The following is a 14,716-nucleotide window of genomic DNA, read 5'->3' as shown; positions in this document are numbered from 1 at the left end:
TCACTCTCCGCACCATTCACATTTAGGATTTCTAGTTATATCCATAATCTGCATACTAAAATCTATTGAATTGAATTCTATCCTTTTGTTCGTTTGCTGTAACATATCATATCTGTTGATAAGAATCTTGAATGCATCTAGAGAAGCCAAGCTTGCTGCTATTCCAGATAGAGGTGAGAAAGAACCAAGCTTGCGATTATTTCTATTTAAAGCTTTTACGTTTTTCAAATCATCATCGTTAATTGAATTTAAAGCTGTTTTAAAACAATCGAAGCAAGCACTTTGGAATGGAATTATAGTCTGGCCAATTAATGTAAGATGTAAATTATAACCACCACCAACAATATGCGGGATATTATGATCCATGGCATATTTAGCGATAATTCTACTTGTTGCATCAACACTTGGCTCATCAGAACAGTTTATTATCAAATCTATGTTATTTGGTAATTGAGTTACTTCAAAAAAATCGGAAGTTAAAAACTTCGAAATAATAATAGTATTAATGTCTGGATTAATACCTTTTAATTCTTTTTTCAAAACCGTGGCTTTATCTAAACCAACATGACTTTCAAAGTAATATTGTCGATGAAGGTTGCTCAAGTCAACGATGTCACTATCAACCAATATTAAATTACTTACATGATTTTTAGCTAAATAAGCAGAAATGATACTACCTACGGCACCTAATCCAATGATCATTACTGTCGAATTTTTTAGCCTCTCTACTGCTTTAACAACGTCACTTGTAGAATGGAAATAATCCTCTAGTAAATTAATTAGGCGGTAATCACTTTCCAATATTTCGATAGGGTAAGGCATGTCTTGTTGAATGAGAATAAACTGTTCTTTCAAATAGGAAGCTAATTTATTCAATTGTTTTACATCAATAAACCCATGCTTTTCTGAAATTTTTTCAATGGATGTCTTACCATCAAACTGATTTAAAAGATTAACAATGTCAGGGAAATTAATTTTTAATGAAAGATTTTCACGAGTATTTGATTTAAAGAAATCTATGCCGGATTCATGAGATATTATCCCAATGCTTTCTCGTAATCTTAGCTTATCTATTACACACATTACAATCACCTTGCTTTGATAATGTAAAGCTTGTTAGGTCACCGCTATTTGGAAGATATTCATAACGGATGGTTGAATAATTATATTGAGAGTCTTCCGACAAGAAGTGAATTATTTTGAAAGTGCTTAAAAATGCTGAGTACCCGCTCATCGAAGCTATGCCACCAGGACCACCGATGACATATTCCGTAAGTATGTCATTTTTATTGTTAAAGTCGCTCACTAAAGGTTCAATATTATCTGTCCTGCTATATATTGGTTTCCAGTCACTTAATGCATTACTGAATGTCTTTTGAATGCAATCTATACAGGGGGTATTGGGAGGATAGACTAATTCTCCAGAACTCATCAGGTGAGCATCAAATCCGCCCGAAACGTATAAAGCAATATTTTTCTTTTGAAGAAATCGTCCTAACTTTACAGATGTGTGACCTATATAAGGTTCATCGCAACCATTAATTACAAGATTAACGTCCTGATCAATCCATTTAGATAAATTGGAATTAGGTAAAAGTTTTTCATGGTAAAATTCTATTTTAATTCTTGAGTCTATTCTCTTTAAATAATTGGCTAAGACCTCAGCTTTATTTTTACCTATATCTGAGACTCTTGAAAAAATATGCCTGTTTAAATTAGACTTTTTGAAATTTTTAAAGTCGACAAGAATGAAATTTAGGATGCCAGCTCTTGCTAAGTTTTCTGCTATATTCCCCGTAACGGCTCCGCAACCTATTATTGCGACTTTTTACGACTCTAATATTTCTTGTGTTTCATGCCCTTTCCTTTCTAATATCATATCATCAAGGTAGGCAATTTGCCGAGCATACCGAGACTTTGCATCAACGTTTTCATTGTCTTCAGTAATCAAATGTTGACCTAAAAGAAATTCAATTAAATTTTTAGCTGAATATTGTTCGAATGCCCCTAACATAGTTAGTATTTCTTGGACTGATTTTCTTCCATCTAACAAAGCTAAAAATTCAGCAATTGTTTTCGATGTAACGATTTCTACTTTTTCACGAGTAGTCATTCTATGAAAAGTAATTCTAACTTTTTCATCTTTCAGTTCAGTAACGTATACATCCACTGTGTGTTGTAAATAAAATTTTTTATTTAACATAATGTATTGATTTAAGTGTGGTTAAAAGTTCAGCCCATTTATGACTGCAAAATGGGCTGGAGTGATTAGTATTGTAATACACCTGCATTCATTTGTAAGTATTGATCCCAAGCATCCATTCCAGATTCAGTTTCCGACCCGTTTTCAATACCCCGACAATTTTTTGCTGTGCAGTATGTTGAACAGCAAGTACTAGTACCGTTAGTCTTACAACCCGCACTGTTTTGAGCTATAACATTCTTTTTTATTACTTCAAAGGTAAGATCTAAAAGCTGGCTCATTTTGAATATCCCTCAATGAATATTAAAGTGTAAAAGAAAATATAGAATAAACTCAACGCTAATCTCGGTCAACTATATTTATCTAAGTAATGATGATTTTAAAGGATTGTCTATAGGTTATTGTCATGAGATTACAGGAACTTTATCAAAAGATTATTTGATAAATATCATATAGTAGTAATTTATAGCCAGTAAACCATAGAATAGAGTGCGATATTTTCCCTGTTTGCTTATGTATGGTGTTCTCTAAGGACGGCACGAACAGCAATAAAGCATATCTGTAAACATTTAGACAACCAATGAAATTCATGAATTTTTAACTCTAAATCTTTTCCATGAAATAAAAATTGATATTAACTATAGCTTATTGTATTGAAAAATATACGGCAATTCATTGATTCAAAATGTCCGGAATCTCTCAGGTTATAGTTGTTAAAAATAGCATCAAAGAAATAAAGAAGCCCGACTCATGTATGCTTTAAATGCGTTTAGAATGAAATCTACAGAGTATTTAAATGGCCTCCGATAAGATATAACTATTAATTTGATGTAATGACGGAGATGCTTTTAATATTTACGGGGTAATAAAAAGTCTGCCGATTTTACTTTTAATATTTCCTTAATATTGGGTTGGCTAACCAAGTTTTTTATTAACGTGTCAAAATTTTTTTTATAGGGGCACTCTTACGGTTTGGCATAATTTTATTCAAAGTGTATGAAGGTCACCAATAAAAGAGAGCATATTTTTAATGTAATGAAGGATTTGAATAATAATTTTTTAAAGCATTGCAGTCCCCATTTTGCTTTGTTTTTTGTGACTATAAATACAATTGTACTATTTTCTTATTTTTTGTTGACAGTTTTAAATTTGATGTTATCTATTAATCAATCATTTTATTAAATGATTGATTATCAATAAAGCTTAGGTGCTCTTCAATAGGAGAATTTATGAAAAATTTTTTTATTTTTATTAAAAGTGAATTTTATAGATTGATTTTTTTTATTGTTTATCTCTCTTTTTTTGTTTCGGGTCTTGCTGGATATAATAAAAGCGTATCTCTTATCAGTATAATTGCATCTTGTTTACTTGCTGCTACAGTTATGCTTTTTCCTTTTTTTATAATTTATTGCTTCGTTCCACTTTACCAAAAGTTTGAAGAAATTGTTTTTTTTAAAGTGTATTAAATTTTCCAAGTCATGAAGGTACGTACCTTTCTTTGAAGTCTAAGGTATTTAGTTTTCATATTTCTGAGAAAGGTTTTTCTTTTTTTAGGTGCTGAAAATTGTGATAAGTAAATTTTTCTTGCTTTAAATGTTTCATCAGCAGAGATGAAGAATTTGATGCTTGCAAAAAAAGCAAAGAAAACTAAAAAAAATATTAATATGCCATTAATAAAAGGACTGTGTATAGTTGAGGCTGGGCTTTCGGTGGCAATATCAAATTTTATTATTGCAAGACAAGCCGTAACTGTGCCGCTAAAAAAAGATACTGTATCAGCGATTTTTTTTAGATAATCCTTCAGTTCAATATAACTCATTGCATAGGTCATAAATCCAAATACTACAGGAAAAAGCAACATAACAACTATACTAAGATCTGAAAAATAAAAGGAAAGTAAGCTCAAAGCACAAAAAATAATAAAAGGAGTAAATATTCTCCATAAAATTGAATTCATTAACTTTTTCTTAAAATCATTTTTTTGACCTAGAATAACTTCGCTACCCTCTTTTAATACTAATTTATATGCCTTTTTACTGTTAAGTAATGGCAATACTAGAATTGTATAAGGTCTTCCATAGATAGTTTCTTCTTTAATGATAATTTTATTAGTATTAATGTTGACTGCATTTTTTCCGAAAAATGAAATTCCTTTATTTTTCAATGAGTTGGTGGCGTTTACCACATTGTGCTCCTTTTAGCGATTCCCTTTAAACATTAACTTTACTCATGAAAATAGGAAAATTCAAAGCTTTTTTGAAGGAGGGGAGGAAAAAGTATTGTAACTATGCTTAATTTTTGGATTTTAAGAAAAATATCTATTAATTTTAATACGTTACATTTCTAATAATGTTACTACATGATCTGTGAAGGGGATTTAATTCAGTAACCTCTTTAAACTTTGAGATTGCACATAATCACTCCATCACTCCATCACTCCATCACTCCATCACTCCATCACTCCATCACTGCATAAGTACATCTCGTTGTAAGATAATCTGCGCGAGAATACGCAGGTACAATTTCGTCTTTCTTGGAGTGAGCAAGTGCTGCTTCGAGAACTTCAATTCTAAACTTGCCGGATTCTTCTGCGGCTGTCCTCGCTATTGAGCGCATACCGTGGGCTACAAGCTCACCTCCGAATCCCATTCGAATGATAGCGGCATTGGAATTGGCTGTTTGTTCATGCAAATGATTGAGAGTTTGTTAAAGTTATCTTAGATTCTCGCCTAGTATTAAATTTTAATTGAGGCTTAAAGATATAATAGTTCATTATTCTGACCGATGTATTTTTTAGGAGGACTCTTTTTTTCGCTGTTTTGCCAGTGCTAGAATGTTTTTTAGATATTCAAAATGATTGATAATATTTTTCATTACAATGGCTCCAAGGGAAATCCCGAGAAGAAAAAACAAACCTAATATCGAAATTATATTAGAAACGTCAGAGTTTAATATTCCTTTAAATAAATTGCTGCCTATTTTTTCAAATCCACCCAGAGATTGTACAGCAGAGTATGATAATCCTAAAATAGATATAATGGCTGTTTTAGTACCAAAGAAATCTGATATACGTGCTTTAAATCGTTCAATTTTAAGATTTAACCAATATGTTGCATATTCCAACTCGAGAATAGAATAGTGATCGAGTTGTTCAACATTCTTCTCACCGTGATTGATTTCTATTTGAAAGTCGTTTAATACTTCCTTTCTCATATTAAAGAAGAATTTCATATTAGCGACTATAGGTGTTGATAAGCATATAATTCCAAATATATGATTCATTATAAGTAGCAATAAAGCGTAAATTTCTACGCTCTTTTTATCAATATTAAAAGTTATGCATAGAATAATTAGTACCCCCAACAGCAGAAGACATAGAAGGCATCCAAGCAAAGAGTAGTTTTGTATTTTCATTGAGGTTTTTTTCTTAGATTTTATCAACGCAAATGGAGTATGTGATTCCATTTTACTAAGAATGCTAACTATCTGATTAACTCTATTCATTTTGTTCTCGCACTTCTAAATTTAAATGTTATTGATTTAGGAAATCTATCTTCGTAATTTAAATCAAAACACAAGTCATAATTAACAGTAACTATTTTTTTAATATTTGAAGATTTAAAATCATTTAAATTCTTCTATTATTTTTTGATTGTAGTCTTCTAAGTATTTTTGTAATTCATTTCTGTCAATCAAGCGTACTTTTGCTGATTCAGCAAGTTCTTTAGCCGAATTAGTGAAATATGAATTTGTAATAACCATTGCTTCGTCACATGAGTAAAATGCTTTAGCGGAGATCGCTTGTTGTACTGCTGAATTACCAACTGAGCCAGAGTAGTTTTTTGCCTGGATAACAATATTTTTGTCAAAGCGAGTGACAAATAGATCTGCTCCTTGATCTTGGGTTCTCTTGGTTTCTTTAACATCATACCCAAGAGTCTGAAAAATTTTGACTAAGAAGTCTTCAAATTCAAAACCATTCATTGAATCCACTGAGTACATATTAACATATTTATCGGGATTGAAGTGCTCAAGGCGTGTAGCCAATCTTTCGACTAAAATGTCAAAGTATATAGTTTCACAGATTGATATATATTTTCTAACATTATCAATCGATATCAATGGTGTGCCTGGAGTGTTTTGAGCATTCTCATTGAAATCTAATGCAGGGAAGGTTATTTTATTGTTCCAGACAAAATATAGAAATAAAGATAGATCTGCTCTAAAGGTTGTTCCTGCTTCTTCAATCCATGATTTTAAAGATTCCGTTAATGTAGGTTTGATATGCCTTTTGATCTCATTCGAAAATCCACTATATAAAGCGTTGAATGATGTGGTAAGTAAAAGCTTGTCCAAAAGCATTGGCAGCTCTTCTAACTCATCAAAGCCCTTCCGAACAAGTACTTCGCGAAACAAAACAAAATCAGAATAGGTACTTTTGTCTTCAGTCAGATTATTCTCTGAACGCTTATCATGTGAAAACTTTGTCGTGTAAATGAAATTTGTGAAGTAAGGATCCTTAAATTTTGCATATTTATCTAGGACATTTTGCAGGAGACTATTGAGTTGGGATTGCTCTTTCTTTTTTCCGAATAAGTCTTTTATGATTCCTTTTGACTGATATTGAAACTCTGGATAAAAAGAGGGATTAAGAGGAATCATTTGTTCTGAGGTTACAGGGGGAGGCGTTTTTGTGCCCCATGAATTCGTTGCAGTTTGTACCCCGCCAGAACACCAGGGACAAATAATTTCGAAAGATGTCTTGCTGCATGAGTAACACTGATAAATCATTAGGCTATTTCCTTTTGAAATTATTAGGCTTAGTCACGGTCTTTGGATCTTAAGGTTTAGTTGCTACTCTTTTAGTTGAGTATAATATTAGACGAAAATACTTTTCATACTTTCACCTCATGTTAATGATTTACTGAATCATTTTCCAATCCTGATGAAAAGCTATAGTTGCCACTTGCTGATTGTTCAACATGCCTACCCCACCAAGCCATCATTTCTCTTCGTTGATCAAGATACTGAGAACGGTTATATGCTCTCCTGACCTCATTGGTATCAATATGAGCCAGTGCTGCTTCAATGACGTCAGGTTGAAATCCCTTCTCGTTGAGAACAGTTGAGGCTATGGATCTCATACCATGCGCAACAAGGATATCTTTGAAGCCCATACGTTTCAGCGCCATGTTTGCAGTCTGACTGTTCATTGGTTCCAGGGGATTGCGGTAACCGGGAAAAACGTGTGGTCTATGCTGGCTGATTGGCTTCATAACTTCTAGCACAGCAAGTGCCTGTTCAGACAGCGGTACAATATGCATACGTTTCATTTTCATGCGCCCAGCAGGAATGTGCCATTCCTTTGTCTCGAAGTTGATTTCATCCCAGCGTGTCATCGCCGCTTCTGCCGGTCGTGTCATTGTAAGGAGCTGCCATTCGATAAGACAGCGCGTCTGTCTGCCAATACTCGCAAATGCGAGATTCTTCATAAGCAGAGGTAGCTGTTCAGGTAAGAGAGCGGGGCGGTGTTTTACTTTTGGCTTATGGAACGTCTTACCGATTTTTGCCGCTGGGTTTGAAGTGACTAAGCCAGAGTTCAAAGCGTAATCCATAACCTCATTAATACGCTGACTCAACCTTTTAACAGTTTCGAGTCTGCCTGCAGCATGAGTTGGGCTAAGGGATCCAATAAACTGTTGGGCTGTAATGCTGGAAATAGGCATAGAGCCAATATGTGGGAACACATATTTACTCATTGAACGCCAGATATCGTTAAGAGTGTGAGTTGTTAATCCTGCTGCCTCTTTTGTCTTAAACCACTCAGCTGCCACTTTTTCAAAAGTACTTTCACTCACACTCTTCTGACGAAGTTGCTCTGCTTTTTTGTGCTCTTGAGGGTCGACGTCTTTGCTGAGAAGAGCGCGGGCTGATTCACGATTTTGGCGGGCTTCAGAAAGCGAAACGGAAGGGTATGAACCAAAGCTAATCATGGCCCGTTTACGAGTGAAGGGTTTGTAATAACGAAACCGCCAGAGTTTTGAGCCTCCGGGAGTAACCTGCAGTTCCAGACCATCCCCGTCATAAAGAACCAATGCTCGCCCAGCAGCTTTGACGTTCTTCACTTCGGTATTGTTTAAGGGCTTGGTCTTTCTTGCCATGAGCAGTCTCCATTCTGTTCCTCGGAAGGCTTAGGCATATCAAAAGGCAGTCTTAGAAACGTATGCCCATGAGTATGCCTAAATCAGGTGGATTCCACTGTATCAATCAGGATTTCACTAGACAACAGAAAAACAGCAGGTTTCAACAACCTACTGTTTAAACTGTTTTTTATGGTTCTCTCTGGACTTCACCAGACAAAACGTTGGGAGAATTTGGTCGGCACGAGAGGATTTGAACCTCCGACCCCTGACACCCCATGATTGGATTCAATCTCTATTTATATCAAAAAAATCTTTTAAATACATTTTTTCATTTTTTATCGAGTCTGTATATTCAGTTAAAATGTAATTAAGTTCAGCTATGCTTTGGTCGAAGTTAGCAAAGGAAATATCTTGTTTAGGTATTTTTTCAAATGATTCCTCCCAGTTTTTTATATGCTTGCTTTCCGTTAGGAATGCAATGTATGTTAACTCAAAGAAATTACTCACTAATGATCCGTTGAGTTTGGAATCTATTTCTTTATATTTTCCGTAATAATTTGACTTGAGCGTCCAGCCACGCCTTATCAATGAGCTAATGATTTTTTCGGTGTTTTCAACTTGTAGAGAAAGATCGCTAATAAGCTCTTTGTACTTGCCAGACAATGCATGCGCACGCTGGTTGTCATGGTGTCTGTAGCAAACTCTCACTGATTTACTAAAATCACCACCAGTGTCAAAAAGATCCTTCTTTAATTTTATTAACTTATCATTCTCTGATTCAATGAGTTTTGCAGCGAGCTCTAAGGTTTGCTCATCATGCTTTTGCTTTAACCAGTCTGGTGCCGCTTTATAGGCTTGCCATGCCACAAGCAAGGTTAATGCGGTACTTATTGAGGACACCCAATCACTAACGCTTCCGTATTCTAATGTTGGGGCTATGCTATTTTTGAAAAGAAAGAAAAGTACCACCCAAAAAAGAATTGAAAAAGGTAGTGTTAATATAAAAATTATTAAGTAAGCAATATAAAAATTTTTTTTGTGGCGTTCGTTAATTTTACTCATTTGGTGATTTATATACAGTGTGTTTCATAATATCGGGCATTTATACCACCTAACACACTGAAAAATCTACTACAGATAAATGAGGTATATTATGAAAAGTGACTGTAATCTATTGTTCTAACAGATGTTAATGTGTGATTTAAAATCCCTCGATCGCAAGGTCGTGCGGGTTCAAGTCCCGCCCCGGGCACCATATTGAAACACCAATAAAATCAAGTAGTAGCAATGTCGTTTAAGCCGCCTCTTTGGGCGGTTTTTTTGTGTCTGACATTCGGCAGTGGTAGCAAAATGGCAGCAGTGTGGCAACAGACATTTTTTGCTGCCATCTTTCATCATGGACTTTCAGCCCATCCTTATCCTCGTACTCTCCTGACTTGCATAAACCTGCATTTCGGCATCCCTCAGCTTTAGGCCCGCGTCGAAAACTCAAGGCCAGGTCGTTCACGAACTGAAAAGGAAAACAGATGCGTGCAGGCTATAGTCAGCGGCATCAGCGCTAGCGTTTGAGCTTAATGGGCAACAGCCAAAAGAGTAGGGAAGCCTTCAACCGCAGGAATAAAATTAATTGCTCATTTTATGTGCTATGCTGAATTTCCGTTTCACAACTTAGGCTCACATGGACGACGATGATGAACGGCCCTATATTATCTTTACCGCAATCGGTAAAGCCGTGCTGGAACTGCTTGATGTAAAAGAAGGTTTTTTTGATTTAGAGCTTGCTGAAATACTTGAAGACTGGATGAAAGAGGAGACGAATCCACTTCAGGCGGAGGTCTACAGAATGGCGGCGGAGTTTGTCAGAGCAGGGAAGGCAGTAAATTAAAAAGGCCTGCGTTACACAGGCAGAAACTGTTACAAGGGAAAATCCAGCAGTCAATTTTGACTGACTGTGGAAGCATACAGTGATCGTGCTTTTTAGATACAACTGAATGAGATTTGATCGATAAAAGGCACGATATGCCTGTGTCAGATAGAAAAAAGCCCACTCGGATGTGGGCATAGCGAACAGGGCTATAAAGATAAGGTACTATCGATTACATTTTGATTATCGGCCGGAAAGAAGAAACCTTCAGGCATGAGTAAGAATAAAACCAGGTCGACGAGATTATTTTATAAAATATTTATATTTCAACCATTTGCTCTCTAAGTTACGCGCTTTGCAGAGCCAGTTTCTGATAGTGATTTCGCCCGTCCTCTTCATCCATCGGTGTGCCCAAAATCTCTCTTCCGAATGCGTATCCCTGCCATGCCTTCACGGCCTCTTGCGCCGTGAAATACAAAAGTGTTTCGACAGATGCCGTTACAGCGCAAGCATGAATTTACGCGCTTCGCTAAAACAACGAGCTAAGCTTCGAATCTTGTTTTTAACATTAAACCAGAGTGTTGCCAGCGATCCGTTGAGTGGCGTTGGCGCGCGTCTTTCGAAATGAAAACAGCCGACTGTTCGCTCTGGCACAGAATGCTTTCCTGTCATCGCGATCTTAAATCAACAAAGGCGTACTTACCCCTTTCAGTGCACTAACCTTGTCAATACATACCGACCAAACTGACAAGGACAAGCCGTGCCCGGACATCAAGCAGAAATCGATTTCGGTTCAGATCACATCATCATAGCGCGCCGCTACCGGGCCCTTGGGGCACTGAACGATCTCTTTATCGCGATATGGTTTTTGACAGGAAGCGTTCTTTTTTTCTTCGATTCGCTAATGACCGGCGGTACCTGGTTATTTGTGGTCGGCAGCCTTCAACTTCTGTTACGCCCGGCGATAACCCTGGCAGAGCTTATTCATGTCAAACGTGTTTATCGCTCTCGCCCTGCCACTTCGCGGTGACAGCCTGGGACAGGTGGTTCAGATGAGTCAGCCCGGCCGCTATCCTGCGGCCCGGCTGTAAGGCGGTCAGACTTAACATCGCTGCTAAAACGTTACCAGGTGCGAGCCGGTGGCGGAGGCGGCTGTTCGCCGGTTGCGGCTGGAGGGGGCGGAGGAGGGGCGTCAGCCCGAGGAGGTGGTGGCGCGAAAGCCTGTTCTGGCGGTGGAGGCGGTGGTGGTGGACGACGATCGTGCGGCGGCGGTGGCGCGCCGCAACCCGGACCTGGCGGCGGCGGTGCGCAGGCGCTGAGCGTGGAAACGACAAAAGCAGCGACTAAAAAGGACAGACGACGATTCATTCTATTTCCCTTATGAAATTAACAGTAAGCTAATTGTAGACACCCGTAACTAAAAATAGGGCGGCGAAGGGTAAAAGCGAAGCGAGGAAGGCCATTTGTTTGTTTTTTGAGATACTTCTCATCTCACGATGATGATTCGGCTTTTTGTCTTCACTCCGGTTAAGGTAGCGCATCAATGTAGAGGAGTAATGTTATGAATGGCATTTTGAAATTCGTCCGCGGATGGCTGATTTTTTCGGTTCTGTGGGGCGTCTTCATGTGGTTTATGTCATGGCAGGCGCAGGGCAAAGAGATTGGACTGGCTATTTTAATGAGCCTGTATGCCGGGTTGCTATACCAGGCACTCATCACCATGGTGGCCCGCTACAAAGCCCGCCGCCAGCAAGCCTGACTGCGGCCTGCTGCGCTCAGGCAGCAGGCCAGTGACTCAGCTCAGATTACCGGTCAAGCGGCGATGGAAATCACTGCTGCGCAGATCCAGTCCTTCTATAGTCACGTGCGTGCCATAGCGCTGGTAGCGATATTCGATTCCATCCAGCGCGGCGACGCTGGAGGCATCCCAGATTTGCGCGTGGGTGAGGTCGATAATGACGGATTTCGGATCCTGCGCGTAATCAAAGTGCTCAAACAAATCGTTGCTGCTGGCAAAAAACAGCGGCCCGCGCACGGTGTAACGCACCGACTGCCCGTCTTCGCTTAGCTGCCTTTCGGCATGAATGACATGCGCAACGCGGCGTGCAAATAACATCATCGCAACGATAACCCCGGCCAGTACCCCAAGCGCGAGATTACCGGTGAGTACCGTAATGCCTACCGTCAGCGCCATCACCAGCGTTTCTGACCAGGGCATCCGTTTCAGGGTTGCCGGTTGCAGGCTGTGCCAGTTTACCGTCTTGACGGCGACCACCATCATGATTCCGGCCAGAACAACCATAGGGATCTTCGCCATAATGTGGCTCAGGCCGGTGACGAGAAGCAGCAGGACCAGGCCCGCCGCAATCGTTGATACCCGACTGCGCGCTTTGCCGAGTTCTACGTTAACAATGGTCTGGCCAATCATGGCGCAGCCGGCGATGCCGCCGTAAAAGCCAGCAAAAATATTGCCTATGCCCAGCCCCCAGGATTCGCGCCGTTTGCTGGAAGGCGTGTCCGTAAGATCATCAACTAATTTGGCGGTCAGCAGCGATTCCATCAGCCCGACAAACGCAATGCTGAGCGCCGTGGGCCAGACGATTTGCAGCGTGTGGCGATCGAGCGGTACGGCTAAGGCCGTAAAGTCAGGTAAGCCGGCACTCATCGGGCCTTCATCCCCCACATCCGGTACCCGGTAACCCATCAGCAGCGCCACGCCGGTCACAACGATAATGGCGACCAGAGGGGAAGGAACACTTTTAAGCACTCGGGGCAACAGTAGCACAATCGCCAGAGTGAGTGCGAACAGAGCCCATACTACAGGCGACTGACCCCAGACATGGGGAACCTGAGCAAAGAAAATCAACACGCCAAGCGCATTCACAAAGCCGATCATCACCGAACGTGGGATATAGCGCATCGCCCGTGACATGCCGGTGACACCAAACAGAATCTGAATCAGTCCGGCCATCACGACCGCAGGCAGAATGTAGGCCACGCCATGGGCATGTACCATCGGGCCAATCACCAGCGCCACCGAACCCGCCGCCGCCGTCACCATGGCCGGCCGTCCGCCAAGAATGGACAGCGTCAGGCAAAGTACAACAGAGGCGACCAGGCTGACTTTGGGATCGACGCCCGCGATAACAGAGAAAGAGATCACTTCAGGAATCAGTGCCAGGGCCGTAATGACGCCAGCCAGACATTCTCGGGTAAGCAGTGCAGGCGAGCGCAGTACGCGCCCCACACTGATATCGTTTTCCACAACGGCGGTCGTGGCGACATCGTTTTGTTGAATCATAATGTTGTGCAGGCTCTTTTATTCATATCTTGCGCGAAAGGCAAGGAGGACTGGATATGGTGAGGGGCAGATGTTACCGATGGATAAACGAAGAAGCCAGAGAAAGCGAAATGACTCCATCCATGGAGAAAGGACTATACCGTTAAGTCGTCAGGGGTTTTATACACCACCATCTCCAGCAGGTGACGATAAACATCCAGTGAAACTTCGTCACTTTCCAGTTCAAGACGATGAATCAGCTTAGAAATTATCGCTTTGTTATTCACAGCCATGCCTGACTGCAGAATTTCTGCAACCACCAGTCCAAGAATTTCCATATCACTGTCAGGCTTGTTACCAGCAACGGTAAAGTAGTCAGCAATCTCTTTATCAGTTTGGGGCAGTGTGTTTTGCATGTGTTAGCCTTTCAAATAGCCAGCTACCCGGGCGGACAGCAGGACAAACAGACCTAAAAGCCATCGCATAAAATACAATGGAACCCAACGCCGTAAACAGGTCGAGATAATCAAAAAAGAAACCTCTGAGGGTGGAAATCCATTACACCTTCAGAGGCGACGCAGATGCATCATTCGTTACAGAGTCGTGATCACAACTCGTTGGCTGTAAAGTTATACAATGTAACTTTGATTGTACAAGTAAATTATTAAGCAAAAAATGCTAATGATTAACAATCAGCATTTTAGGTAAATTATTTGCCGTTAATCTGTACAGGGAAATGTGTACAAGTTGAAAAATCGGCGCGTGAGCAGCACGATTCACAGCAGGTTAAGCAAACAGGTGAAGTTTCGCGGTGAGTTTACGGACCTTCTTCTTGTCCCCGACGATAGCCACGCCCAGCAGACGCCATTCCGCTGCCGGTTGTGTCTTCATGGCGGCAGTAAAGGCGCCATAGTCTGTCGTCGACTGACCTTCTTCCGGAAACACCACAATATCGCATTCCGCCTGCTCAGCCTGCGGCCATAATGCGCTGAGCTGCTGTGCATCAGCGGCCAGCACGGGGATGCCTGCCGGAATCAGGCCGGGAAAGCGCCGGGTGGCGGCATCCTCAAGGGCTTCGCCTGCAAGGGAAGGGTGCCGCTGACCCACGGTCAGGGCGATAACGGCTGCGGCATTGGTTGCTTTGCCAGCGGGTAACGCGCTGTTCAATATCATTACACATCGTGGTTCTGTCATTTTCATCTCCTGAGGCAAAAAGCCATTGTGGC

16 protein-coding genes and 1 pseudogene are annotated in these 14,716 nt (G+C 40.3%); 4 read left to right on the top strand and 13 right to left on the bottom strand.

Annotated elements, in window-relative coordinates:
* The 10 genes and pseudogenes from NXS97_RS05550 to NXS97_RS05510 all read right to left on the bottom strand — a co-directional run bounded on the left by NXS97_RS05550 (window position 1) and on the right by NXS97_RS05510 (window position 9,408).
* Window positions 1-1,083, bottom strand: coding sequence for a ThiF family adenylyltransferase (locus tag NXS97_RS05550; protein ID WP_116219627.1), 1,083 nt, complete (start codon window positions 1,081-1,083; stop codon window positions 1-3).
* The gene (locus tag NXS97_RS23300) at window positions 1,067-1,789 is read right to left on the bottom strand and encodes a HesA/MoeB/ThiF family protein (protein WP_405037453.1); all 723 of its coding nucleotides are present in this window, start codon (window positions 1,787-1,789) and stop codon (window positions 1,067-1,069) included. Before NXS97_RS23300 ends, NXS97_RS05550 begins: the two co-directional genes overlap by 17 nt.
* A 39-nt stretch (window positions 1,790-1,828) precedes the next feature.
* On the bottom strand, window positions 1,829-2,203 hold the full coding sequence (locus NXS97_RS05545) for a hypothetical protein (RefSeq protein WP_259231780.1): 375 nt from the start codon (window positions 2,201-2,203) through the stop codon (window positions 1,829-1,831).
* A 65-nt stretch (window positions 2,204-2,268) separates the two neighbouring features.
* Window positions 2,269-2,484 (bottom strand): hypothetical protein, encoded by a 216-nt coding sequence (locus NXS97_RS05540; protein ID WP_071999622.1) that lies wholly within the window; start codon window positions 2,482-2,484, stop codon window positions 2,269-2,271.
* A gap of 1,181 nt (window positions 2,485-3,665) precedes the next feature.
* A complete protein-coding gene (locus NXS97_RS05535) occupies window positions 3,666-4,388 on the bottom strand; it encodes a hypothetical protein (RefSeq protein ID WP_116219630.1) in 723 nt (240 codons plus the stop codon).
* A 272-nt stretch (window positions 4,389-4,660) separates the two neighbouring features.
* Window positions 4,661-4,903: pseudogene (locus NXS97_RS05530) on the bottom strand (integrase); the annotation flags it as partial.
* Window positions 4,904-4,996: 93 nt separating this feature from the next.
* Window positions 4,997-5,617: a hypothetical protein gene (locus NXS97_RS05525; protein ID WP_259231779.1), complete on the bottom strand. Its 621-nt coding sequence runs from the start codon at window positions 5,615-5,617 to the stop codon at window positions 4,997-4,999.
* A 210-nt stretch (window positions 5,618-5,827) separates the two neighbouring features.
* Window positions 5,828-6,994, bottom strand: coding sequence for a restriction endonuclease (locus tag NXS97_RS05520; protein ID WP_116219632.1), 1,167 nt, complete (start codon window positions 6,992-6,994; stop codon window positions 5,828-5,830).
* Window positions 6,995-7,116: 122 nt separating this feature from the next.
* Window positions 7,117-8,364: an integrase domain-containing protein gene (locus NXS97_RS05515; RefSeq protein ID WP_116219633.1), complete on the bottom strand. Its 1,248-nt coding sequence runs from the start codon at window positions 8,362-8,364 to the stop codon at window positions 7,117-7,119.
* Window positions 8,365-8,631: 267 nt separating this feature from the next.
* On the bottom strand, window positions 8,632-9,408 hold the full coding sequence (locus NXS97_RS05510; RefSeq protein WP_116219634.1) for a hypothetical protein: 777 nt from the start codon (window positions 9,406-9,408) through the stop codon (window positions 8,632-8,634).
* 616 nt (window positions 9,409-10,024) lie between these two features.
* On the opposite strand from NXS97_RS05510, the gene NXS97_RS05505 reads away from it, so the two are divergent.
* From NXS97_RS05505 to NXS97_RS05490, 4 genes are all read left to right on the top strand, one after another.
* A complete protein-coding gene (locus NXS97_RS05505; RefSeq protein ID WP_013025305.1) occupies window positions 10,025-10,231 on the top strand; it encodes a hypothetical protein in 207 nt (68 codons plus the stop codon).
* Window positions 10,232-10,970: 739 nt separating this feature from the next.
* Window positions 10,971-11,240, top strand: coding sequence for a YrhK family protein (locus NXS97_RS05500; protein WP_013025306.1), 270 nt, complete (start codon window positions 10,971-10,973; stop codon window positions 11,238-11,240).
* Between the two features lie 109 nt (window positions 11,241-11,349).
* Complete coding sequence (locus NXS97_RS05495; protein ID WP_181901411.1) at window positions 11,350-11,529, top strand: hypothetical protein; 180 nt, start codon at window positions 11,350-11,352, stop codon at window positions 11,527-11,529.
* A gap of 242 nt (window positions 11,530-11,771) precedes the next feature.
* Entirely contained in the window at window positions 11,772-11,969 is a 198-nt protein-coding gene (locus NXS97_RS05490; protein ID WP_013025308.1) for a DUF6404 family protein, read from the top strand.
* A gap of 36 nt (window positions 11,970-12,005) precedes the next feature.
* Here NXS97_RS05490 and NXS97_RS05485 read toward each other — a convergent pair whose 3' ends face one another.
* The 3 genes from NXS97_RS05485 to NXS97_RS05475 form a co-directional block, all read right to left on the bottom strand.
* A complete protein-coding gene (locus NXS97_RS05485) occupies window positions 12,006-13,511 on the bottom strand; it encodes a SulP family inorganic anion transporter (RefSeq protein ID WP_042677728.1) in 1,506 nt (501 codons plus the stop codon).
* Between the two features lie 134 nt (window positions 13,512-13,645).
* Window positions 13,646-13,906: a biofilm/acid-resistance regulator YmgB/AriR gene (locus NXS97_RS05480; RefSeq protein WP_013025310.1), complete on the bottom strand. Its 261-nt coding sequence runs from the start codon at window positions 13,904-13,906 to the stop codon at window positions 13,646-13,648.
* A 370-nt stretch (window positions 13,907-14,276) separates the two neighbouring features.
* Window positions 14,277-14,684, bottom strand: coding sequence for a DUF2000 domain-containing protein (locus tag NXS97_RS05475; RefSeq protein ID WP_116219636.1), 408 nt, complete (start codon window positions 14,682-14,684; stop codon window positions 14,277-14,279).
* Between the last annotated feature and the right edge of the window lie 32 nt (window positions 14,685-14,716).

It is taken from the genome of Pantoea sp. B623 (genome assembly GCF_024814475.1).
GTDB lineage: Bacteria > Pseudomonadota > Gammaproteobacteria > Enterobacterales > Enterobacteriaceae > Pantoea > Pantoea ananatis.
Note: the sequence above shows the minus strand (reverse complement) of the source record. Positions and strands in the feature narration are given on the sequence as shown.

Coding starts and splice junctions, on each gene's coding strand:
- NXS97_RS05550 (WP_116219627.1), bottom strand. CDS start 1,083: ATGTGTGTAATAGATAAGCTAAGATTACGAGAAAGCATTGGGATAATA.
- NXS97_RS05515 (WP_116219633.1), bottom strand. CDS start 8,364: ATGGCAAGAAAGACCAAGCCCTTAAACAATACCGAAGTGAAGAACGTC.
- NXS97_RS05505 (WP_013025305.1), top strand. CDS start 10,025: ATGGACGACGATGATGAACGGCCCTATATTATCTTTACCGCAATCGGT.
- NXS97_RS05540 (WP_071999622.1), bottom strand. CDS start 2,484: ATGAGCCAGCTTTTAGATCTTACCTTTGAAGTAATAAAAAAGAATGTT.
- NXS97_RS05545 (WP_259231780.1), bottom strand. CDS start 2,203: ATGTTAAATAAAAAATTTTATTTACAACACACAGTGGATGTATACGTT.
- NXS97_RS05480 (WP_013025310.1), bottom strand. CDS start 13,906: ATGCAAAACACACTGCCCCAAACTGATAAAGAGATTGCTGACTACTTT.
- NXS97_RS05485 (WP_042677728.1), bottom strand. CDS start 13,511: ATGATTCAACAAAACGATGTCGCCACGACCGCCGTTGTGGAAAACGAT.
- NXS97_RS05475 (WP_116219636.1), bottom strand. CDS start 14,684: ATGACAGAACCACGATGTGTAATGATATTGAACAGCGCGTTACCCGCT.
- NXS97_RS05520 (WP_116219632.1), bottom strand. CDS start 6,994: ATGATTTATCAGTGTTACTCATGCAGCAAGACATCTTTCGAAATTATT.
- NXS97_RS05490 (WP_013025308.1), top strand. CDS start 11,772: ATGAATGGCATTTTGAAATTCGTCCGCGGATGGCTGATTTTTTCGGTT.
- NXS97_RS05525 (WP_259231779.1), bottom strand. CDS start 5,617: ATGAAAATACAAAACTACTCTTTGCTTGGATGCCTTCTATGTCTTCTG.
- NXS97_RS05510 (WP_116219634.1), bottom strand. CDS start 9,408: ATGAGTAAAATTAACGAACGCCACAAAAAAAATTTTTATATTGCTTAC.